Origin of the sequence: Micrococcus luteus (assembly GCF_014138885.1) — a bacterium.
Lineage (GTDB): Bacteria > Actinomycetota > Actinomycetes > Actinomycetales > Micrococcaceae > Micrococcus > Micrococcus luteus.
This window is the reverse complement of record NZ_JACJIK010000002.1, coordinates 83,224-105,080: the sequence shown is the minus strand read 5'-3', so window position 1 is coordinate 105,080 and position 21,857 is coordinate 83,224. Positions and strand designations below refer to the sequence as shown.

The window sequence follows — 21,857 nt, the reverse complement described above, 5'->3', positions numbered from 1 at the left end:
CTGACAGGTTCACCTGTAATCCGTGAGCGAAGAATCTCGCACCGTATCCAATGTAAAGCAATGGAAACCACCGCCAAAGAGACGTCGGTGGCGATGCTGGACGGGGACCACCGTGAACCCTTCACCTTCTAGCATTCGGATGAGTCCCAGGCAGTCCCTATTCACAAGAACCGTATCCGGTGAAACTGAAAGCACGTTCAAGTCGATATACGGACTCGTGAGAACCAGGTCACTGTCTTCGTAACTGGGGAAATTATCGTCCTTCGGCTCAGGCGGCACGAGGTACTTCCAACCCTGGAATTCCTTCGGCATCAGCTTCTTAATGTCAGGATGACGGGCGAGGAAGAGTCCAGGTCGAAGGGCGAGAATCATACTATCAATATGGTTATCACTCATTCGGTCAACGCGGTGGACTCGATACTCACTCGAAAGATGGCGCCGTAGCCACTCATATCCCTTTGCATGATTCTCATTAGCTACATTGACGACAATGTCTTGACCAAGGCGCAGGCACTGAGCCCCATCAAGGATCATCTCAAGTCCAACATCATAAGGGGACACCTGAGGATCTGAGATAACTTCCGTCGGACCCCCAAGGGACGTTTCAAGGTCGTTCGCGTAACTTTGATCAAAAGACGCGTCAGTAAGCACTGGACGAGGCATAGTCGTCCACTGCGATCCCGCCTCGAAGTATTCCATAAAGACTTTGCTCAAGAAACGTGTCTCAAGATACCGAGATCGAATAGCTGGTGGTGTTTCAATGATCTCGCTACCAACAATCAGAGTATTATCTCGAAGATTCAAAGGGGGGACCGGGGGTGCCTGCCACCCAAATCCCGCAATAGGATCTGCATCACTGGGCAGCTGGACCGGTCGATGAACTTTAACGTCCAGTCCCTGAAGAGTTTCGGCCAAGCCTTCAACGTCCTCAATGAGCTCTTCGACATAGCGCTCCTTGATGCGATGCGAGCGCTCCTCTGTCAGAACAGAGTTATCCCGCCGCTGTCGTAGTCGAGGATACGCCCAGTCCGAATGGTACAAATTTTCGTGAAAGAAGATATCGAACGATAGCTCTCGATCGTGCGATACATAATTGTTCGCGGACCCAACGATAATCTCCCTCAAAGGGGACCATTCATCATGCGAATTGACGGCCGTCATTTTACTTCTCCTCTTCTTACCATGATTGAATCATACGTCCTAAGCGTAGCCGAGTCTGCTCTATCGAAACGGTTCACCTCATAGGAGCTACTCCACTCGGGCAGTCGTCTAAGTAGTGCTTGAGTCCATTCAGATGCTAGCCTTGCGCCCAGGCAGACGTGCGGTCCCCATGCGAACCCAAGATGCTGGTTGTCGGGGCGGTCCGGGCAATAAATATCGGCGTTCTCAAATTTTCGCGGGTCTCGATTAGCCGATCCCATCAAAGTAATCACCGAAGAGCCAGCAGCAACGAACTGGTCGCCGAAATACCAATCCTTGACGCAGTACCTCGATGTTGCCTGGGCAGGGCTGAGATAGCGCACGAGTTCATCCGCCGCTCGGTTCGCATCATCCGCACTTCTTGCCAGGTCAATTACTTCCGGGGCGCTATTCAATGTATGTAAAATAGAAGCCGCCATCGCGAACGATGTTGAGTAACCTGCGTTGAAAATGCCCGCCACAGTGTTTCTCAGGTATGCTTTTCCTCGCGATGCAAGTTCATTCTGAACTTCTGGGTCTCCTTGCAATGACTGAATGAAACCTGCCTTCAGATCTTCCTCAAACCACCCATCTGCAATTGAGCGCAACTTCTCGCCCGCACTTTGAGCGGCAGGTAGACGGCTCGGGTCGAATCCGGAGTCCATGCCCCTAGTTAAAGCCCGGGAAATGGAGTGGTATTCCCTGGAGTCGACGGGCTTTACGCCAAGCGTCATGGAAATCATTCTCATGCAGGCCGGGGCAAGCGCATGGGAAAGCAGGTCTATCTCCTGACCAATGGGAATGCTCTCTACCTGCTTGACGAGCGTACTTACCCCGTCCTCAGCGATCCCCCTCAGGTCTTGCGAATGCAGTGTCTTCAGCATGCGGCGCCGCAAGTACTGCTGCACTGGTGGATCTTCTTTTTGTATACTATGGGTACTCTCTGGTTTTTCGAACCCTGCTCGCTCAGGGTCTCTTGCGAAGACATCAGAGTTTCGCAGAACTTCTTTACAGTCGTCGTAGCGGCTCACTACCCAACTATTCGTTTGTGGGCTCCACAAACATGGGTGCTCTTCCCTAAGATGCTCATAGGTGGCATTCGGGTCATTCTGGAACTCAGGGATTAATGGATTAAAAATATACATGCCCCCCCTATGCGGTACGCGGTTTACTATGGACGCTAATTAGGAAAAATCCACCCTCCCTGCGCTCCAGGGCCTAGGCAGCTCTAACTGCCTAGGCCCTGGGCTGGGTATCAGAGAATGTGGTCGTAAGTCATGACTTTCCCCTCCTTCCCCCTTGATGTGAGACGGATCGCATCGCGGTCCGACGGAGGGCAACCCCGCCCTCACTGAGTGAACTATATCACATGTCAGTTGCATGAGGGCATGACGCGGCCGCCTTGCCCTGAGGCGTGTGAACGCGTGCAGGAGGGCGTCGTCCACTATGGGCCGGCTGTATCGCTCGGCCCTCCTGTGGTAGCGCAGGGTGTAGGGCTGGCTCAGCTGGTACTGACCTCCGAGCAACACAACCGTGAAGTCCTTTACGCGTTGGTCGTCGTCGTCCGTGAGCAGACATGCCGTGAGCGGAGAAGACGGCCCGTTTCTGCAGCGGAGAAGACGGCCCGTTTCTGCAGAAGAAACCGATTGCCTCCCGGGCTACTTATCGGTGTCTATGTCGGTGTAGGCCAGACGGTGAACCCACGCATCACGGAGCGTAGATACATGTGCCCCAATCGAGCCGCGATCCCGCGCCTCGATGCTGACCCGGCCTGGCTGTTGCTTCAGTGAGCGCGTCAACCACCATCGTCAGATATTGCCCTGCCTTTCTTCACACTTCGGCGCCCCCTCCCGGCGCTGATCGGTGCCGCTGCAGACGCAGAGCCTCACCGTGGGTGCCAGGTCCCTGAACCGGCGGAGCCCAGCCCGACGCAACCACCGACCTACGGTGCGAAGAAGAAGCGTGTTGATCCCAGCACGGCTATTGTCGGGGCCGCGGTACGTTCCGTGTATCTGCCGTGATTGCGTGCGGACGCCAGAGGTCGGCCCGTAGAGTCCCGTGTATCTTGATACGGATGCCTATGCGCAGAATCGACTGTCGCGAAAGGTAAGCCCCACCGCTGTTGCAGGCCTTTATTTTTCCGGTGCGTGTGGTAGGCTGGCTTAGCCGAGCGTCCGTCAGCCTTGGACTCCCGTAGAGCGCGCGCTCTGTTAGCTTCAATCCATCGAGGCGTGTAGATGGGAAGTAGAGCCTCCTCCATCACGGTAAGCGTCCTTCTGGTCTTCCGACCTACGATTAGGGTACGATTAAGTAATGACACTTGTGCTACCCCCTGAAGGTTTGAACTTAGACCTCTCCGTCGTTAGGTCCATAAGTGAACTACGTCGCCATCTCAGGCAGGCGGGGGTGCGGTTAAATCATTATGCCGAATCTTTTCTTGACGATTCATTTGCGAACCTGCACTTGGAGGGATCGCCAGTTGTTTCCGTAGTCGAAGCTTCAGTGGAGGAAATAGGTCTTTTAGACGGTGGTACGATAAAAGAGGTTGAGGCAGCAGCCAAGTCTCGCGGACTCCGCTCCTGTCCACCGCTGACAGCGCCGTTGTTGCGCATTCAAATTAACCATCAGGCTAATTCTTCTAATTCTGTTTTGAAGCATGGGCGGGCACCTGACGACTCTCTGCACGTTCTATCTCCATCCTTCGGTGATGAATCATCCCTCCATCGGGGTTTCTACTTACGCACTGTTGATAATGTACCGTGGCTTCGGGGCTTTACGTGTGATCATTTACACATCTTCGGCCCTGGGGATAGATGGGTCTTTTCGCGTCCTTAACGTTGAATGTTTCAGGTGGTGTCTCCGCTGGCATTGACTTCAGGTCTGGTTGTAAACCATCCCTTTTTGTTGTCCGAGTATTATTCGAAGGGCATGCCCAATTCGCCGAATATAATTCTGGCCGTTAGTACTTAGACGGGATGGGCGTTAACTATCCGACTCGAATCCATCTGTATCCTGATGATCTAGGGGCGCCTTTTCTACGTCCAAGTTGCCACTAGCCTCTCTTTCGGCGCACTCGTAGCCCCCGGATGGATCGAATGGAGCCACGCCCGCGGTGCCCAAATCATCGCTGGATAACCCACCTCAAACCCCGCAGATCAGCACTGGTAGTGCAAACATAAGTTCAATGGGTCTATAGCTATAAGGGGCATGGCCGTAACCGAGGCACTGCGTACTCTGGTTGCACGCGGGCTGCACCTTGAACCCCCGCAGGCATAGGAAACGGTGCTCAACCAGCAGGAAGAACCCCTGCCTTATAAGGCAGGGGTTCTTCCATCTCCGGGATCAGCTCTGACGGTTCTCATAGGCGGTTAGGATCTCGAGCGGGATACGCCCTCGATCGGCGACCTCGTATTCGTTATCCGCGGCCCAGGCCCGCACCGCCTTGGCATCATAGGAAGCAGCCGCCTTGGACGTCTTGCCGGTCCTAGCCTTTCCCACGGCACGCGCCTTGGTCACATAGGAATCCATCTTGTCCTCGAACTCGGCAAGAACCTTCTGCAGCTCTCCCCTGTGCTCTTCATTCAGATCGATCGCATACTCCTTGCCAGAGACGAAGAACCTCACCGTCTCAGCCGGAGTGGATCCATCAAAGTCATCCGCAATCGTAGAAATCGTCGCCATTACCTTTTCCTCAAGTCGCTACCAGTATCGAACCCGAATACTATTGACTAGCGGTCCTTAGAGTCAAGTTTCATAATGCCCACGCCGACCCTGTGTGTGTCTGAGTTATGGTGGCGATTCACGAGTTCCTTGATCATACGAAGATGGCGATAGGAATAACTCGGATAGACGCCCCGCGGATGCGCGAGTCGAAGTGGAAGTCGAAGACCGCGGGGTCTTCACCTCCCGGTTCTCTTGCCCTGTCGGCAGCGCCCTCTTCGTCCTCCCAAGGATTCCACCCGTCATCATCTGGATCAGTCTTATCCAGCAGGGCACTGAGCTTGGTCATCTGCCCGTGGACCAAGTCGTTCAGCTGCTGCGCGCCGTAGTCCAATGCGGTCGGATGGATCCGCTCGAGCAGCTTGTTCCTGCTCAACAGGGGCTCGTCGTCGACCAAGGGGCCAGCGACTTTGGCCAAGACAGTGTAAGTTCCGTCGAGAATCCGGTCCTCATCATCCAAGACGAAGTGGGCCGGCTCGCACATGGTGATGAACGTCAGCGCATCCTTCTCACTGCCGACTTGGCCGTAGAACTCCCGGGTCTTGGTGGCACGGAAGTCCGCTCTGATCGCCTCCGTCGCCGACCTGGCAATCACGCCTCCTGCATCCTGGCGGGCTTGCAGTTCAAGTGCGAACTTCTGAACTACCTCCGGGGCACCTGGGATGAAGTCCTGCATGCCCTTGTCGTGGATCATCTTGCGGGTGATGGCCTCGACCAGCTCCGGGGTGAGGACGTCCAGCAAGGCACTGGCCTGGTTCGGAGTGAACGTCGCAGTGAACTCCACGAAGTCCCCGGGACGCAGTCTGGCAGCAGAGCTCCTACCCCGCGGCCGACGAATCAGCTGACGCCCCTTCAAAGCGGTCCGCACCATATGGAGAAAGTACGGCTGCGTGAACTTGCCCCGGTGACTCCCCCCACTCACCGAGGTCATACGTCCCTCGCTGCTCTTGCCTCGATTCCCTTCCCCTCCCAGCTCCGCCCTGACGAGGTGGGGCAGAGTGACCGAGACCTTCGCCGTCCCTTTGCCGCCCGTGTTCTGGGCGCGGGAGTCCAGATGCTCGGTGCGGTCCTCGATCGAGCGCTCCGTGAACACGGGCTGCTCGAACAGCTGTTGCAGGATCCCTTCGATGTGATCAGGGTTCTGATAGATCGAGACAGTGGGCTTACTCGGTTGCTCCAAGACCGGCAGGTCAACGTCAGCCTGACCCGAGTTGCCCTTGGACTCCCTGCTCTGCTGCTCACTCATAAAGGGAGCGTAGGCCAGGCCCCCACCATCCCCCTCCACCGAGGCCGCCGAATGCCTGGTGATAGCTGTAGTACACTGTAGAGTGCGGACCCGCCCCACACTCGTGGATTGGCGGGTCTAGCTGTCTCTGGATCACATCTGCTGCAGACCCTGCTCGCACTCCCGGGGTTCGAGATACTGCTCATACCAGCCCCAGGCGAACTCGTTGCCCTTGTGCCGGTTCAGGTGACAGAACACCGTGTAGGCAACCAGGTCAGCCATCTGCATTAGCTGAGACTGCTTGGAATCATGGAACATCGGGTCCTCAATCACATGCCGGGTATCCAGAGCCAGGGCCCGGTGCGCCTCCCGGTAGATCGGATCGTCGCCGTTCCCGTCCATGCCGACCAGCACATAGCTGTCCTCGGCACGGTGCTGCACATCCAGCATCTCCAACAGCTCCTGGTACACCCGCCCTTTCTCCTTGTGGAAGTCACTGCCCTTGGCGGTGGTCTGTCGGTAGACGGCACCGACACGGATGTCCTCGCACCCAGCAAGCATCTCCAGGCACGCCCGGGCCACGTCCCGCCCCAGGGTCTTCCACTCCGTCTTGTCTTCCACATCGTCACGAGTCGAGATCCGCCCACGGCCGTTGATGAACTCCGTGGCATGTAGCTCTCGCGCCGGCGGGACCAGGTAATCCCGGTACAGGCTTTTGCGCATCTGCAGGATGGTGCGCAGCGCGTGCCGCCATCGCTCGGGCCGGCACTCGATCCACCCGTACACGATCAGCCCATCCCTCTCCGCCCCGGAATCGTCGATGTAGAGCATGCGGGAGATCGTCATGAGGTCGCCTTATCCGTGTTAAAGGTCGTTGGTTCTGTCGTGCTCGAGCTGGAGAGCCGATTCTTCCGTGCGGTTGTCGCTCGCTTCTGCATCGCCCGTCTGGCTTCGCGTCCGAAGTCCCCAGTCAGGGAGTACCAGATCCGCACGGTGCTGCCCGTCGGCGACAAGGGAGCCTTGATCTTCTCCATTCGCCGGTGCAGCAGGCCATGTTCTTCGAGCTCCTTCAGGCCCTTCCGCGCAGTCTGTTCCTTGATCCCGTACCAGGGCTCGGCATTCGCGTACGTCAGCCACACCTCGCTCTTCTTACCGTTGGTCTCCTTGGCCACTACCAGCAGCATGACCAAGGCCGGCAAGCTCAGACGAGCGAACCACTCCTCCTCCCAGAACACATCAGGCAGGACAAAGTAGGCGTTCCATCGGTCTTCCCGACCAGCCGGGGCCTCATACGCGGCACTGCCGTCCTCTCGGCGCGGACTCACCCGCACGAGCCGGTCCTCACGCGTCCGCTCGATCAGACCGAGTTCTTCCAGGTCCTTCCACGCCCGAGACAACGTGGAGGGCGACCACGTCAGCCCTCCACGTGCAGTCAGAGCCCGCACCCACACCACGGCGGACAACGGCTCCCGGCTCTTCTCAAGCCAGGGCCAACACGTGAGCACCAGCAGGTAGAGCACCAGAGCCCGGTGCTTACGAGCACGCACCACCCGTGCCAACGTCGACTCCCTCGACTCGTCCGCACCTTCGGCACCGGGCAGCTGCACCAGCACATGACGCAGCTGCGCATAACCACGCGCCGAGAAGCGGAGCATCTCAGCACGCGTCTCCGCCGGAGACACCTCAGTCGGGGTCAGTTCCTCATTCATGGCTCGATCATCCCACATAAGACACAGGCCACTGGGGAGAGAACGATCAATCCGATTGACGTCCCACACTAGATAATGCGATGATCCCTTCGATACGCCGATGCGACACACGATGCGACACCGGATGCGATACGGGATACGTAGGGCCGCTTGCACCGCAGAGAGTGCCGTCAGGCTCACGGGCCAGAGGAAGATCACGATCTCACTTCGATGGACCTACCATGTCCGAGCACATCGATCACGGAGCGGCTAAGGCGCTCGGCAGCTCCATGCCTGGTCAGCTCAAGGCGTCCGCCCTGCCCCCTATGCTCGCGCGTATGACGGATGCCACTAGCCAGCACGTATTCATCTCCTACGTCCGCGAAGACGCCGAGGCCGTCGATGAGTTGTGCCGAATGCTCAGCGCGGCCGGCATTCCCTACTGGCGCGACCTGACCCGCTTGGCGCCCGGAGACGAATGGAAGGCCAAGATCCGTGAGGCGATCCGCAGCGATGACGCCGTAGCTTTTCTTGCCTGCTTCTCCGCCCAGTACGCAGCCCGGCCGAAGAACACGATGAACGAGGAACTGACCTTGGCCGTCGAGGAGTTCCGCAAGCACACCCCGGGACATGCCTGGCTCTTCCCCCTCCGCCTGGACAGCACTCCCGTCCCCGAATGGGAGATCGGAGCCAATCACACGATCCGCGACCTGCACTGGACCGACCTGTTCGGGACAGACAAGAACCAGCACTACGTAGGATTGACCTCCAGGCTTCATCAGCTGATGGGCTCCAGTTCTCCCACGTCGGCCAACCTCCAGGCCGCTCTGGAGAACCTCTCTGAGGCGGAGCGGACCACCCGGCTCAGTGAAGAGACCAAAGCCATGCTGCTGGACCCGCAGCGCAAGATCGCCTTGAGTGACCTGATCCATGCCGAGACCAGTCGGATCTTCGAGGAGCTCAACGACCCAGAGCGCTACCACTCTGTTCCTGAGGAAGTAGACCCATTGGTGCGGGCTACGGAACAGGCCCGCCACTTGAGCGAATTGGTGCAGCCGTTCTGTTCTTCCTTGATCGTGGCCACCCGGTTCGGAGACTCCACGCAGCTCGAGCCTTGGATCTCCGGGATGCGGACTCTCACTCAGGCTGCAGTCAGCCGCGTGGATGGGCTCACGACACTGACCGCCCTACGTCATATCCCCGCAGTGCTCTCGATCATGACGGCTGCGATCACCGCGGTGGCCCATGAGAAGTACGCCAACCTTCAGGCATTGGTGATCAGCCCAAAGATCCAGGACCCCAGGGCGGGAGAGCGCGTGGCACTGCTAACCGCCACAGATCCGTGGTGGCCGTTCTCCGCTGCCTGCTCCGAACAGATCAGCCAGATGGTTGCCCGTCAGGCTCGCGGAGACGCTGAGCCAACGCAGACCCTCACTGACATCGAGACCCGCCGGTACAGCAGGCTCAAGAACGCAGCTGCCGAATGGCTCTACGCGACCTTGCGACCCCTCTTCACGGACACCCTCCCGGACGAGGATGCATTCAGCAACCACTTCGAGCACGCAGAAGTGCTGCTACAAGCCCTGAGCCTGGACGCCGACCCTGCTTTTCGTGACGGCCACCAGCGTTATGGTCGCCCGAACTGGACGGGCCGGGCGGCCGTTTACGCCGAATACCGCGTCCGCGGCACCAACGCGGCACAGCAACTAGCCCAAGAAGCTACTCTCGAAGGCTCTGGGTGGAATCTCGTCCGGCAAGGCCTCTTCGCTGGCGACCTCGCGCGAGCACGCCAGGCGGTCCAAGCCGGCGTGGAACACTTCACCCAGGTCGCAGAGGCCCATTCAAGGCGCTGACCTTTCAGAGAAACTGAGTAGGGGTCGGCATCAGAATTTAGCCGCGCCTCCATCGCCACGCCGTCTCCACGTCTCCGCAGCCGCCTCCGGCGGGCGCTGAGGCGCCGCCGGGCCGGGTGGGGCGGGGCGGCCAGGGGGCAGAGGGAACCGGACTGCGGGGCAGGCCAAGAGGCGGATCATTTGCGCATACGCACATACCCCCATCTAGACATATGGGGCTATGAATACAGGTGAGACCCCCGGGAACAGCTGAAGGGCGTCACCAAACGCACGCACCACAGGACACGCCCACAACCGGGAGCTGAGCGCCCACCGGGGCACTCAACCGGCCCAATCCGACCGCGCGGCCTGCACGCTGCGCAGCGCCCCCGGCCGAGGGGACGTCTCGTGCTTGAAAGCCAGGTAGTCGACGACGTCCGTCTCGCACCAGAGCCGCCCGCGCGTCACCGGGGCCGGGAACGCCGCATCCCGGCCCCGCAGAGACCGGCCCGAAGACTCCCCCACCCCCAACAGCTCGTCTACCCGTGGCTCAGCGACCAGGCCCAACACCCGCGGGTCAAGGCCCGCGCCGTGCAGCTCGTCCGCGGCCGCGGCCAGCCGGGCGCGCGTGACCGCGTCGGCGGCCGCGTGGGACTGCACCCCGGCGGCCCGGGCCAGGATGTCCAGCAGCGCCTTTTGGGGGCCAGTACGGGCCGGTATGGGCGTGCGGGTCCAGCGGGTGATCCCACCGCCGCGGCGGCGGGGCCGGCTGACCCTGCCCGCCCGCGCGGCTGTGCTCGTGCTCGTGCTCGTGCATGCTCATCCCCACCTCGTGCGTCCCCCTCGTCGGTTCCAGCGGCGCACCCCGGCCTCGTCCAGGGCCTTGCGCTCTTCCTTCGAGCGGACCGCGTTGAACGTGGTCAACGACAGCCCGACCAGCTGGCCCTGCTTCACCGCGTCCTGGGCGTACCGGTCCCCCATCTGAGAGGCGATCCACGCCCCCATGTCCCCGCCGTTACGGTCGCGGACGTCGGCCACCACGTCAGCGGCCAGGTAACCGCCCTTGGAGCCGACATCGAACGTGCGCGTGTGTCCTCCGCCCACATCGACCGTGGCGCGCAGATGCACGCGCTTGTCCTGGTGACGCGACCCCCGGGCCACGTTGACGACCGCCATCCGGGCCGCATGCAGTCCTTCCCCGCGCGCGGACGATCCCACGGTCTTGGGCAGCCCGATGCGCACGATCCGGTTCCCGTCGGGCAGGTGCGTCACCGTGCGCGTGTGCTTAGACAGTGACGGGCCGCGCCGGGCGTCCCTCGGGGTCACCGTCGCCGTCTTGGCCCCGGCCTTGGCCCGCACCTTCACGAGCTTGCCCGCCGCGTTGCGGCGGCGCTTGGGCGCATGCGCGACCGCCCCGGTCTCGTGCAGCTCCGTCAACGCCTCCCGGTAGGCCTCCCCCGAGGTCTCCCCGCGGGCAATCTTGCGCATCATGCGCGGAGAGCGGTTCATCGCCGCCCCCAGCTCAGCCCACGTCAGCGAGTACGACTCGCGCACCCGGGCCACCAGCTCAGCCGGAGACAGCTGGGAGGGATCACTCAACGTCGGCCCCCTGATCGTCCTCACCGGGCAGATAGTCGGTCCCGTCGGCGGGGGCCGCCTGCATCTCGAACTCCGAGAACGCCGCATCCACGCCCAGACGGGCGGCCTTGGCGCGCAGCCGGTTGCGCTCGGTCTCATCCGTGGGGATCTTTAACGGCCCGGGGATGTACCCCTGCAAGCGCATCCGGCCCACCCGTCCGTCATCGCCGCCGCCACGCGCCACCGGCAACGCCCACGACGGGACTTCGGTGGTGTAGATCGCATCCCCGCGCACCCCCAACAGCGTGGAGGCCGGGACGTGCAGCGCCCCGCCTTCCATGCCGTTCGCCATGGGCCCGGAGAGCATCCGCGCCCGCGCCCGACCCCAAACCTGCACCGCGAGCTCCGGGTGGTAGTAGCGGGCCGCCTGCGCGTCGAAGCGGGCCTTGGTCGTCCAGAGGAACGCCTTCCCCTGCTGGCGCACATCCTGAGCGGTGGGGGGCACCTCCTTCGGGTCGAAGGCGATATGCGTCTGATCCCGCCCCTTGGACTCGCGCACGCGGCAGGCGTTGCGCTTCGGGTCGCAGGTGCCCTTGCAGCTGCAGACCTCGGGCCAGACCTCCCTCACGGAGGCCACGGCTTGCCGGAATGCTCGCTTGAAGTTGCGCAGGTCGGACCGACTGCCGAACTGGGCGTGTAGCTGCTCCCAGGTGATCCGCGTCGTGCAGGGCACCTTGTACAGGCGGGCGCAGAGCCACACGTACACGTCCAGGGCCAGCGGTGAACGGGTGGTGCGCATCAGGTGGCCCCAGGCCTCCCAGGGAACGGGCACGGAGTGACGCCGGGCCATCTCGATCAGCTGACGCGAGAGCGTGATGGTGGCCGGGGTCATCTCGGCCTCGGGGTCTGCCCGGACGGCAGGCTCCCACAGGTGCACGCGCTCACTCAGGCGCGCTCCGGTGATCTCCCGAGATCGGCCGGGGCCGCGCTCGTCGTCCTCGGTGGTCTCGGCGTCCACCTGGATCGTGAACTGCGCGGCCGCCACAAGGTCCAGCTGACGCACGGCCTCCCGGTACGTCACACCCCCCTTGGACACCCCGAGGGCGGCGAGGTACTGGTGCGTGCACATGCCCAGATCGACGGTGGCCCGCTCGGTGACCCAGGACTCGGAGAACAGGTAGAGCAGCGCCGCACGGGCGCAGCGGCCCGAGGGCAGTTCCGCGTAGAGCACGCCGTCAGCGTCGGGGACGGCTCCGGCGGTCACGGTGTAGGTGACCCGGCCATTGCGGCGGGTCCACACATGTTCACCCGGCTTCGGTCGGTCCATGGGGAGAGCGAACTCCATCAGCTCGCGCGGCATCATCCCGAACGCGACTCGGCGCGCTGGCAGACGGCAGGGCCCGGGACGGTGGGGGCGGGGCTGGCGCTAACACTCCCCCGGGGCGGTTCAGGCCGAACAAGGGCACCCCCGCCAGGACGGCCCACACGCCCCCTCAGGCGCGGGCACCCCCGATCCGGCACTCCCGCCCACCGGCCCCACGAACGGCCCGCACACGCCCACACGACCGCCCCGCCCTCCCCCAACCCACGCCGGCCCCAGCCGAGGGGCGGCGCACTCCGAGCACCCCCCCGGGAGGCCGAGCACACGCGCGCCCGGACCCGGCGGCGCGACCGGACGGCGCGACCGGGCCGAGGGCGGCCCGGGCCGGGCGGCGCAACCGGGCTCTACAGCCGCCGGAGAGTCACCTGCAGTGGTTGATCAGCGCGCGATTTCGAGACCAATCCTTTACCTGGCCCGTTTATTTAGGCGGATATGCAACCTGAATGGACTTGATCTGCCCTTCAGGAAGCACTAGTACACTCCACCGCTTTGATCTATAGCTAAACTCCTCTTCACCCACCCGTTTTCGTTGCAATGGGTGTCCCAGAGCGATACTTCTCTGACTATCTTCCGGGTCGGAGTCAAACGCCATAAGAGCACCGCGCCATATGGTTCCGTCATCCATTTCAACAATCAGATAAGGCATCGCTGACCGCTCATCACGCCAGCCAACAAAGGCTCGATGCCAAACTCGCACCCGATCTATGGGAGCTTTACCCGGCCACACGAACACGGACACTATTAGTACAAGACCGCACGCCATTGCTGAAGTCAGCAAGGTAGCGCCGACATATGGAACCGAAGCGGCTGGAGACGAGAAGGCTTCCTGGCCCCCCCGCTGCGCAGCGGAGTAAAGCGGAATCCAGACCCACCACAATAAGAGCGCGGCTGAGATGACTGTTGCCACTAAAGAAACTATTACTACGCGAGACACCTCAGTTAGGGATGAATCTTTAGTGCCTGGAATGTAGCGAGCCCGTTGCCATTCCCAGACAAAGCCGGGAGCGATCAGCAGAAGAAACGATACAACAGCAGCGATGCTATTCGGGATCAATCGTCTTCCGTCTCGGCAAGCTGTTCAGACGTCATCACGCCGATCTCGATTTTCTCAACCTGATATGAATATGAAGATCCTAAAAGAGCACTTTCTTTTACTTGACGATCATCCTGCTGGGGCGTTTTGTCCCGGGGATCAGCATTCATGTCTAGCCTCTGCCTTCTCTCTACTATCGCTCACTTAGAGCTATATAAGTCTAGGGCGTGTTGCTAAAGGGTTCCAAGGGGTCGATGCCTCAGTCTTGAGGGATGTCGCGTGACGTGATCTCAGACGAGGTCTGGGCCGTGATCGGCCCACTGCTCCCGGAAGCGAAGACCACCGGGCACCCGCCCGTGGATCGGCGCACGGTCGTGGAGGCCACCGCTTGGCGGTTCCGCACCGGGGCGCCGTGGCGGGATCTGCCCGAGAGGTTCGGGAACTGGAACACGATCTACAAGAACTTCAACCGGTGGGCTGCCCAGGGCGTGTGGGAGCAGGTGCTGGAGAAGACCCAGTCCATGACGCAGGCGGCCGGGGAACTGGACTGGGTCGCCTCCATCGATTCCACGATCGTGCGCGTCCATCAGCACGGTGCGACCCTGCCCCGCACCACAGGGGGCCTGGATGAACTACAAGAAAACAGGGGACGAGCCGGCTGACCACGCGATCGGACGCTCCCGTGGTGGCCTGACGACGAAGAATCATCTGGTCTGTGACGGCAAGAGACGGGCTCTGGCGTTCGTAGTGACCGGCGGCCAGGTCGCGGACACCTCGATGCTGACCACCACGCTGGAGCAGATCAGCGTTGCCGGGGCCCGTGGCCGGCCCAGGACACGCCCGCAGAGGCTGATCGCGGACAAGGGCTACCCCTCGAAGGCGAACCGGGCTTGGCTGCGCCGGCATGGCATCGCGGCCACGATCCCCGAGCGGGCCGACCAGATCGCGCACCGGCGCAGACGCCCGGGCCGGCCGATCGACTTCACCGAAGACCAGCGCCAGCGCTACCGGGGACGCAATGTCGTGGAGCGGTGCTTCAACCGGCTCAAGCAGTGGCGAGGGATCGCGATGCGCTCGGACAAGTACGCCCGGAACTATCACGCCGGGCTCAGTCTCGCCGCGACGCTCCACTGGCTAGCGACCATCCTTTAGCAACACGCCCTAGGAGGGCGCAGCGGGTGCAACCGTGGCGCCCTCCGCGCGCATCCGGCCCCCGACGGCGCGAGGCCCAGCGCCAGACACCCGCTGCCCCCGGCCAAGACCCGCCGCGGTGATCACCTCCCCACCCCGCGCACCCACCGCGGCACCCAGCAGCTGGAGCCGGAGCAGCCGGCCGCCCATCTCCGCGACACGTCCCCCGCAGCACGCGCTAGCTGACCCGCCGGCTCGAGCAAGCCGGGCCGGGCCGGGCCGCCGATCACACCCGCGAGCGCCCGCACCTCGTCAGCCCCATCCCCAGCCCCATCCCCAGCCCCGTCCTCGCCACACCGGCCTACTGACCCCGCCGCCGAGCCCCCGGCGCTCACGAGGGACAGAGACCTACCCCCGCTCGCCCCGGGGCCCGCCGCAAGGCGGGGACATGACGCCGAGCTCGGGCCCATCCAGCACGCGGCGCCGGCCGCCGCTGCACCACCGCCGGCAGCCGGCCGCCCTCCACAACACGTCCCCGGCCGACCCGCGCCCGCGGACCGCCCCGGCCCCCGAGGCCGAGCAGGCCCCGCGCGGCTCCGCGCCCGCCCTGCAGCCGTGCCGGGGACATGCCCCGGACCTCCAGCTCCCGCAGCCGCGGCAGCCCGGCCGGCCGAGCTGAAGCAGCCGGCCGCCCATCTCCACGACACGTCCCCGCCCGGCCCGCGCTCGCGGACCCCTGGGCGTAACACGCAGGCCGGCGCCGTGCCGCCTACCCTCGGCCGCAGCTCTGCCGGCGGACATCCACGGCACGCCGGTCTCCCCCATGCGTGGATGACACGGCAGTCATCGCCGCCAGAAGCACCACATGCCGCGGCGCTCCGCCTCCCTGCTCGTGAGCTCCTCGAGCTTGCCCTCCATGCGGCTCAACTCCTGCTCGTACCAACGCAGGTCCGCCTCGCGCTGACTCCTCTTCCGCTCGGCTTCCTCCGCAACTTGATCCTCCAGGCGCTCAGCACGGAGCGTCAGCTCGTCCTGCCAGAAGAGGCCAGCGAAGATGAACCCAGAGGACACGAGCAACCCCCACGCCTCCATCGAGTCGACCACCGGACTGTGCCAGAGAAACCCGGCCGCCAGCGGCAAGCAGGCCACGCCGAACGCCGCAAGCGCACAGGTGGACCGCGCCCTGCCAGCCTGCCGCGTCGACACCAGGGCACGGAGCACGGCCACGAAGAACACCCACGCCAGGACGATCATCGCGCGCAGCTCAGGCGACATCGCAGGCTCCTCTCCAGGGGGCGGCGGAGCTGAGAATCCCAGGCTGTCGTCCCCCGGGGCCAGCACGGCCATCGTCGTCACAGCGGAAAAGATCGCCCCCACGATGGCCCCCCACGCGGCCAGCCACCTCCCGCGAGCTTTGAGCCGGGAGGCCCGCTCCGCCCGTTCCGCCGACGCCTGCTCATCGCCTGCCATCTACCCTCCTACCGGGAACCCCCGGGACTCGGCCTGTCGCCGATCCACGCCGCCGGCACCCTCCGCCCATCCTGCCCGGCATCAGCCGCCAGAGAGCCCACCTCCCGCGGAAATCGCTGTCGACCCAACGACCACGCCGGGGACATGCCCCGGACCCGCGGCCGCCGGCGCCCCGAGCTGAAGCAGCCGCGGCCGCCGGCAGCACATCTCCACGACACGTCCCCGGCCGACCCGCGCTCGCGGACGCGTTCGCTCCGGGCTGGCCGGGCCGGGACGTCCGCGCGTCGGCGTCGCCGTCGAGTGGACGGGTCCGCCGACGCTGCGACCATGGGTGGCCCTGGCGGTGCTGCCCCCGTGTGCGCGTCCCCCCGGCTCCGGGGATGTCTTGCTGGCCCGGGGCTGGAGCGTTGGCGCATGAGACGACGGCGGCCCCCCTCCAGTGAGGGGGGCCGCCGTGGCGGGGAGGTCAGCAGAGGTTTGCCTGGCAGTCGGGGCAGATCTGGGAGATGATCCGCTCCCGCTCCACCTTGGTGCGGTGGGGCAGGACCTCGTGGACGGGCTGGCCGGCGTCCAGGGCGTCCGCCTCGTCCTGGGTGATGGAGACGTAGTCGGCCTTGCCGCAGAGGGGGCAGAGGCAGTCGATGTCGGCGCTGTCCGGGCCGTAGACGTTGTAGATGCGGTGGGCGATGCGTCCCATGGGGCGCTCCTTCGGTGAGGGGTGCAGGCCCCCTCATGGGGCCCGCTACGTGTCTAACCATACACGTCCCTCGCCTACCGCACAAGCGTCTTTCGCGGTCGGTTCAGCCGTAGCTCATGCTGCATCTCCGCGACACGTCCCCGTCCGGTCCGCGGGCCCAAGCTGCGGCCGCGAGCTCATCCGCACGCGATCGCCGAGGCCGGTCATGCCGGCTCGGCCGCGGCCTCCTTGGCTGCGGAGCTGCCCGCGATGAGCTGCGCGATGAGCTCGGCGCTACCAGGGGAGCCGGCGGCCGGCGCCTGCGGCTGCTCCAGCAGCTGCTCAACCCAGTCCGGCGTCTGGTCATGACGCTGGGCGAGCACGTAGGGCCCGCGGAGCAGGGCAGGCAGGTTGTAGGCCCACACGACCGGGTCCTGGGCATAGGTGGCGCGCCGGCGCTCGCCGCGGCCGAGGTCGTCGACGGTGGGGGTGGGCAGCTCGAGGTCGAGGTGCCCCTCGGGGTCATGGATCTGGACGTCCTCCCCGTCAACGTGCACGTATCCGACGTGCCGCTGGAGGCCGGAGAGGCCGTCCAGGTGGTGGATGGTGATGGTGAACATCAGATCTCCTTATGTTGATCTTGTATCAGTTTATCAGCGCTCGTAGAGATTCGACAGGCTCAGGATCCGGCCCTTGCTCTGCATCAGACGAGCCCTCCGGCGCACCTCGTGGAAGCGGCCGTCCTCGATCGTGCCGCGCAGGCCCAAGCCGTCTTCAGAGTCCAGGAAGCGGGCCAGGATGGCCTTCTCCTCCCGAGTGGTCGCGCGGGCCTGCGGGTGCTGGGAGCGCGCGTCGACGAACAACGAAGCGTTCACGCCGCCGACGCCGTCGGTGAAGGCGAATCCGTTGTCGATCGCCGAGAGGCCACGGCGATCCATCAGGACGTTGCTGCCGTGGCGGTCGACCTGCCCGATCAGGCAGTCGAAGAAGGCCAGATCACTGGCCTGATCGGAGTGGTGCGCCGCCATGTGCATCACGTCCGCCCCTGCCCGCATCGGCCCCCCGGGGACTCCATAGGAGATGGACCCCCACTGGCCCTCGTACTTGACCAGGGCCACCGGAGGCACCAAAGCCGCGTACTTCGGGCCCAGCGCCTGGGCGAACTGCGAGGCCGCGGCCTCATGGGTGGGCTGGAGCCGGCCGTCGTGGCCATAGGCCTCGGCGATGTCCATGTCCAGCTCGTCGTAGGGCTTGAAGTAGCCGCACGCGCCGTCGTCCCACACCAGACGCTTGATGTCGTTGACGCCCTTGCCCGCGACCGGCGCACCCTCACGCGCCGAGTCCATCCGCATCAGCTGCCGCTCTTCGGCGGTGCGCCCCTGCCGCTCCACCAGCAACGCCACACGGGCGGCTTCTTCCTCGCCGCACTGGTCCTCCCACTCCGACCACTCCGACCCGCGAGCGCCCGTCGAAGCCGAGCCGGGAGCCGGGGTCGGGGTGCGGTGGTCGCGGCCAGCGCCTGCGCCTGCGCCGCCGCCCGCACCGGCGACCGCGACGCCGCCGACGGCTCCGCCGCCACCGGCCACTCCGGCGCCGCCGGCGCCCCCACCGCCACCGGCTCCGCCTGCTCCGCCGGCGGCTGCGGCGGCCGACGCTCCCCCGCGGGCCGGTCCTCGGCGGGCTGGGGCCTTGGGGTCGTTGCGCAGCTCGGTCTTGGCGGCCTCCCATCCCTTCTTGGCCGGACCCGCGGCGCGGGCGAAGACGCTTTCCGGGGCACCGGCCTGGCCGGCCCAGTCCTTGATCTCGTTGATGGGCTTGCGCTGCTTCTTCAGCTCGGCCAGCTCGTCAGCCTTGCCCTCGGCCTTGGCCCATCGGGCGATCTGCTGTCCGATCGCCCGGTTCTCCCGTCGACGCTTCAGCGCGGCATCCCGTGCCGTTGCGTTCGGGGGGCATCGACGTCCGTGGGGACACCCCGCCTCGCCCTGAGCCCTGCACATGCCAACCTCCTGGTCCGATCCATCCGCCCTGCACGGGCGCCTTCACTGACCACAAGGCCGGGCTCTCCGCGACATGTCCCTAGCTGCTGACGAGTCCGTCAGGTCAGTCGTCCAGGCCGCGGGCCCGGCGTCTGGCGGACCGATAGGCGGCGATCATGACGATGGCCACGAGCACGGCGCCGGCCCCCAGGACCAGGGGGAGGCTGACGCCGACGCCGGTGTCTGCGAGCTCGAAGGCGGCCTGGTCTGCGGGGACGAGCAGGCCGATCTCCAGCAGGCTCTGGCGCACGGAGTTCAGGGCGCTGGCGGCCCAGGCGGTGAAGGCGCCGGTGCCCAGGAAGAACATGCCGGCCAGGGTGATCCAGATGATGTCGGTGCCGTCGCTGGTGCCGTTGGTGTTCGCGCTCATCTCAGTTCTCCTCGTGTTCGATGTGGCGGGTGGGCAGCATCTCGGTGGCGGCCACGGAGATGCCGCCGGCCTCCCCGGTGTCGCGCTCGATGTACTCCAGGTAGATCCCGGCCTCGTCCTCCTGGGGGTCCTCGGTGAGCACCGCCCAGGTCTCGGAGTCGGGGTCGATCTGGATCAGGTCGCCGGCCTGCAACTCCTCGGCCGGGGACTCGACGGGCTCGCCGTAGCCCTCGAAGAGGTCCTGCTCGTCGTCGGGGACGTAGGGCACGTGCTTGCGCTCGGCGATCACGGGGCGGCTGGGGTCGGCCAGCACAGCCGGAGAGGGGCGCCCGGTCGGGCGTTCCTCGACCGCGGCAGTGGCGGGAGCAGTGTTCAGGGACTGCAAGGCCGCGAGCGCGCCGGCCGGGACGGCCGCGCTGGCGGCGGGCGCGGTGGCCGGCTGCACCTGGGGCTGGTCGGGGGCCTCGTAGACGCGGGCGTTCATGTAGTCGGCGTAGCTGGTGGGGTTCTCGTTGCCGTCCAGGTCCACCGTGACCGGATCGAGGATCTCCACCAGCATCTTCTTGTGCACGACTTCGCGGGGGCGCACCGCGGCGACGCGCTGGGGGTCGTAGTCGTCGGATCCCGGGTCGGGGTTGGGGGCGTAGATGGTCTGGATCATGACGGGCACGCCGGCGGAGTTCAGGGCCATGCCGCGGCCCTTGATGTGCCGGGGGATGGTGGTGCCGACCACGTAGGAGTCCCACATCATCTTGGCGCCGTCGGGGCTGAGGCGGGACATGGCCACGCGCATGCCGAGGTTGTCGCGGAACTCACCGGAGATGAAGCGGGTGTCCGCGCGCTGGAGGCCGATGAGCATGTGGATCTTCGCCGAGCGGCCCAGGCGTCCGATGTTGCCCAGGCGCTTGAGCACCGCGGACTTGGAGGATCCGCCCTTGGGCTTGACCTCGGCCCACCAGTCGTCGGCGGCCTCGAGCAGCGTGGTGGCCTCGTCGACGATCAGGGCCACGGGCTCGAAGTCGGCGGAGGTCGCCTTGCCGGCCTCGATCAGCGCATAGCGCTCGTTCATCAGGTCGTGGGCGTCCTCGATCAGCTTCACCTGGTGCTCGATGCGCGAGGCCAGCCGCTCCACGTTCGGCCAGTCCCGCAGGCCGATGAACTCGATCCGCTTGCCGTCGATCACCCAGACCTTCCAGCCGGCCTGGGTCAGGCGCTGGACGACGTTCTGCTCCACGACGGTCTTGCCCGAGCCGGTGGTGCCGACCACCACCATGTGGGGTTGCTTGCGGGGGTGCCAGGAGAGCTGCTCGCCGTCCTCGTCCACGCCCAGGGGGATCTGGAAATCTCGGTAGTCGGCGTGGGTGCGCACCAGCGGGGAGTGCTCCGGCGGGGGCAGGACCAGGGAGGGCATCGGCTCGCGGGCGGAGAACACGACGGTGTCCTCGACCAGGTTCCACTCCGGGACCCAGTCTCCGGGCACGCGGGTGGCCAGGACCCGCTCCACGCGCAGCCGCTTGGAGGCCATGGCCATGTTGCTGCCCTGCTCGTGGGCGACCTCGATGCGGGTCGCGTCGCCGTCGTCGTTGAGCTCGACCTTCACGCGGGCGGACTCGCCCAGCAGGTCCCGCACCACCCGGGATGCGCGGTCCACGGTCGGGTCGGTCTTCTCCACCTGCTCGGCCCCCACGGCACCGAGCACCACGCGTCGCTTGCGCGGCAGGTGGGCCTCCACCTTGTACTTGGCCCCGAGGCTGACCGAGGCGACCTCGGCCAGGGACTTCAGCCACTCCGGGTCCGGCACCACCCTCGCGTGGTAGGTCAGCTGCACCTGCTGGGGCAGGCCGATGAACCCCCCACGCCAGCGGGAGAGCTTCACCGCGGCCCGGGACGGCCGCGGGCGGATCATCATCACCGGGCAGATCTGCTCGGTGAAGTGGTCGGCGATCTCCGCCCGCTGCCGCGCCCGCTCGGCCACCACCAGGGATGCCGTCGAGACGCCGGCACCACCGCCGGCGACCGTGTAGGCCAGGGCCGGGTCCGTGGCGGCGAACATGCCGGCGGCCAGCGCGCCGGCGGCGACCAGTCCCGATCCGATCCCGAAGAACTTCGCCGGCTGCGGCTGAGGGGCCAGCACCCTGAGTCCCTCGTCGACCTCCTGATGCGCGCCGGCCTGCGCCGTGCCCACACCCATCTGCGGCTCCATGTCCACGCTCATCTGCGGCCTCACCCTCTGGCCCCGAGGACGGGGCCGACGACTCTCGTTCACTGCCCATAAGGCCCGCCCGCGCCGCCGATGTCCCTCCCCCCGCCTCGCCGACGCACCCCACCCTCTGATCGCCTCCCGGTACCCCCTGCCGTAAAAACGCAATCATGTGGAAGGCAGATCACCCCGGTACCCCCTTCCATGGACTTGACTCGTCGGGTAGCCTCCTTAGCGAGACGGAGTCGAGAGGAGGAGGCTAACCCGAGCGAATCAGCCCATTCCAGAGGGCAATATCTCGCTTTTCTTTCTTCCCCGTCCTTCAGGTGTCGAGATGC

Annotated in this window: 19 protein-coding genes and 1 pseudogene; 3 read left to right on the top strand and 17 right to left on the bottom strand. The window is 64.8% G+C overall.

Features of this window, described 5'->3' with window-relative positions; all coding sequences use genetic code 11:
- Positions 1 to 9: 9 nt before the first annotated feature.
- The 6 genes from HDA34_RS11820 to HDA34_RS11795 all read right to left on the bottom strand — a co-directional run bounded on the left by HDA34_RS11820 (position 10) and on the right by HDA34_RS11795 (position 7,833).
- The gene (locus HDA34_RS11820; protein ID WP_134377350.1) at positions 10 to 1,161 is read right to left on the bottom strand and encodes a glycine amidinotransferase; all 1,152 of its coding nucleotides are present in this window, start codon (positions 1,159 to 1,161) and stop codon (positions 10 to 12) included.
- A complete protein-coding gene (locus tag HDA34_RS12145; protein ID WP_166795220.1) occupies positions 1,158 to 2,210 on the bottom strand; it encodes a cytochrome P450 in 1,053 nt (350 codons plus the stop codon). Before HDA34_RS12145 ends, HDA34_RS11820 begins: the two co-directional genes overlap by 4 nt.
- A gap of 2,311 nt (positions 2,211 to 4,521) precedes the next feature.
- Complete coding sequence (locus HDA34_RS11810) at positions 4,522 to 4,860, bottom strand: histone-like nucleoid-structuring protein Lsr2 (RefSeq protein WP_134377348.1); 339 nt, start codon at positions 4,858 to 4,860, stop codon at positions 4,522 to 4,524.
- Positions 4,861 to 4,993: 133 nt separating this feature from the next.
- A complete protein-coding gene (locus HDA34_RS11805; RefSeq protein WP_134377347.1) occupies positions 4,994 to 6,145 on the bottom strand; it encodes a DUF6414 family protein in 1,152 nt (383 codons plus the stop codon).
- 132 nt (positions 6,146 to 6,277) lie between these two features.
- Positions 6,278 to 6,955 (bottom strand): DUF3800 domain-containing protein, encoded by a 678-nt coding sequence (locus HDA34_RS11800; protein WP_166795219.1) that lies wholly within the window; start codon positions 6,953 to 6,955, stop codon positions 6,278 to 6,280.
- Positions 6,956 to 6,966: 11 nt separating this feature from the next.
- Entirely contained in the window at positions 6,967 to 7,833 is an 867-nt protein-coding gene (locus tag HDA34_RS11795) for a helix-turn-helix domain-containing protein (protein WP_134377345.1), read from the bottom strand.
- A 221-nt stretch (positions 7,834 to 8,054) separates the two neighbouring features.
- Here HDA34_RS11795 and HDA34_RS11790 point away from each other — a divergent pair, with 221 nt between their 5' ends.
- A complete protein-coding gene (locus tag HDA34_RS11790; protein WP_134377344.1) occupies positions 8,055 to 9,665 on the top strand; it encodes a toll/interleukin-1 receptor domain-containing protein in 1,611 nt (536 codons plus the stop codon).
- 321 nt (positions 9,666 to 9,986) lie between these two features.
- Here the strand turns inward: HDA34_RS11790 and HDA34_RS11785 are convergent, their stop codons facing one another.
- The 5 genes from HDA34_RS11785 to HDA34_RS11770 all read right to left on the bottom strand — a co-directional run bounded on the left by HDA34_RS11785 (position 9,987) and on the right by HDA34_RS11770 (position 13,806).
- Positions 9,987 to 10,304: a hypothetical protein gene (locus tag HDA34_RS11785; RefSeq protein ID WP_134377343.1), complete on the bottom strand. Its 318-nt coding sequence runs from the start codon at positions 10,302 to 10,304 to the stop codon at positions 9,987 to 9,989.
- A 159-nt stretch (positions 10,305 to 10,463) separates the two neighbouring features.
- A complete protein-coding gene (locus HDA34_RS11780; protein ID WP_134377342.1) occupies positions 10,464 to 11,243 on the bottom strand; it encodes a hypothetical protein in 780 nt (259 codons plus the stop codon).
- The gene (locus HDA34_RS11775; protein WP_166795218.1) at positions 11,236 to 12,549 is read right to left on the bottom strand and encodes a replication protein RepA; all 1,314 of its coding nucleotides are present in this window, start codon (positions 12,547 to 12,549) and stop codon (positions 11,236 to 11,238) included. Before HDA34_RS11775 ends, HDA34_RS11780 begins: the two co-directional genes overlap by 8 nt.
- Before the next feature lie 472 nt (positions 12,550 to 13,021).
- Positions 13,022 to 13,657, bottom strand: coding sequence for a DUF6338 family protein (locus HDA34_RS12190; protein ID WP_220482390.1), 636 nt, complete (start codon positions 13,655 to 13,657; stop codon positions 13,022 to 13,024).
- Positions 13,654 to 13,806, bottom strand: a complete 153-nt coding sequence (locus tag HDA34_RS11770) for a hypothetical protein (RefSeq protein WP_166795217.1) — start codon at positions 13,804 to 13,806, stop codon at positions 13,654 to 13,656. Before HDA34_RS11770 ends, HDA34_RS12190 begins: the two co-directional genes overlap by 4 nt.
- A 102-nt stretch (positions 13,807 to 13,908) precedes the next feature.
- On the opposite strand from HDA34_RS11770, the pseudogene HDA34_RS11765 reads away from it, so the two are divergent.
- Together HDA34_RS11765 and HDA34_RS11760 are read left to right on the top strand one after the other, a co-directional pair.
- Positions 13,909 to 14,788: pseudogene (locus HDA34_RS11765) on the top strand (IS5 family transposase).
- 427 nt (positions 14,789 to 15,215) lie between these two features.
- Positions 15,216 to 15,446 carry a hypothetical protein gene (locus HDA34_RS11760; protein WP_134377340.1) on the top strand — a complete coding sequence of 77 codons (231 nt, stop codon included), beginning with the start codon at positions 15,216 to 15,218 and terminating at the stop codon, positions 15,444 to 15,446.
- A 164-nt stretch (positions 15,447 to 15,610) separates the two neighbouring features.
- On the opposite strand, the gene HDA34_RS11755 is transcribed toward HDA34_RS11760, so the two are convergent.
- The 6 genes from HDA34_RS11755 to HDA34_RS11730 all read right to left on the bottom strand — a co-directional run bounded on the left by HDA34_RS11755 (position 15,611) and on the right by HDA34_RS11730 (position 21,534).
- Positions 15,611 to 16,237 carry a hypothetical protein gene (locus HDA34_RS11755; protein ID WP_134377339.1) on the bottom strand — a complete coding sequence of 209 codons (627 nt, stop codon included), beginning with the start codon at positions 16,235 to 16,237 and terminating at the stop codon, positions 15,611 to 15,613.
- Between the two features lie 466 nt (positions 16,238 to 16,703).
- Positions 16,704 to 16,934, bottom strand: a complete 231-nt coding sequence (locus HDA34_RS11750; protein ID WP_031943917.1) for a hypothetical protein — start codon at positions 16,932 to 16,934, stop codon at positions 16,704 to 16,706.
- Positions 16,935 to 17,137: 203 nt separating this feature from the next.
- Complete coding sequence (locus HDA34_RS11745; protein WP_134377338.1) at positions 17,138 to 17,533, bottom strand: hypothetical protein; 396 nt, start codon at positions 17,531 to 17,533, stop codon at positions 17,138 to 17,140.
- A 33-nt stretch (positions 17,534 to 17,566) separates the two neighbouring features.
- Entirely contained in the window at positions 17,567 to 18,910 is a 1,344-nt protein-coding gene (locus tag HDA34_RS11740; protein WP_134377337.1) for a hypothetical protein, read from the bottom strand.
- Between the two features lie 103 nt (positions 18,911 to 19,013).
- Positions 19,014 to 19,319 carry a hypothetical protein gene (locus HDA34_RS11735; RefSeq protein WP_134377336.1) on the bottom strand — a complete coding sequence of 102 codons (306 nt, stop codon included), beginning with the start codon at positions 19,317 to 19,319 and terminating at the stop codon, positions 19,014 to 19,016.
- 1 nt (position 19,320) lies between these two features.
- Positions 19,321 to 21,534: a type IV secretory system conjugative DNA transfer family protein gene (locus HDA34_RS11730; RefSeq protein WP_134377335.1), complete on the bottom strand. Its 2,214-nt coding sequence runs from the start codon at positions 21,532 to 21,534 to the stop codon at positions 19,321 to 19,323.
- Positions 21,535 to 21,857 lie beyond the last annotated feature (323 nt).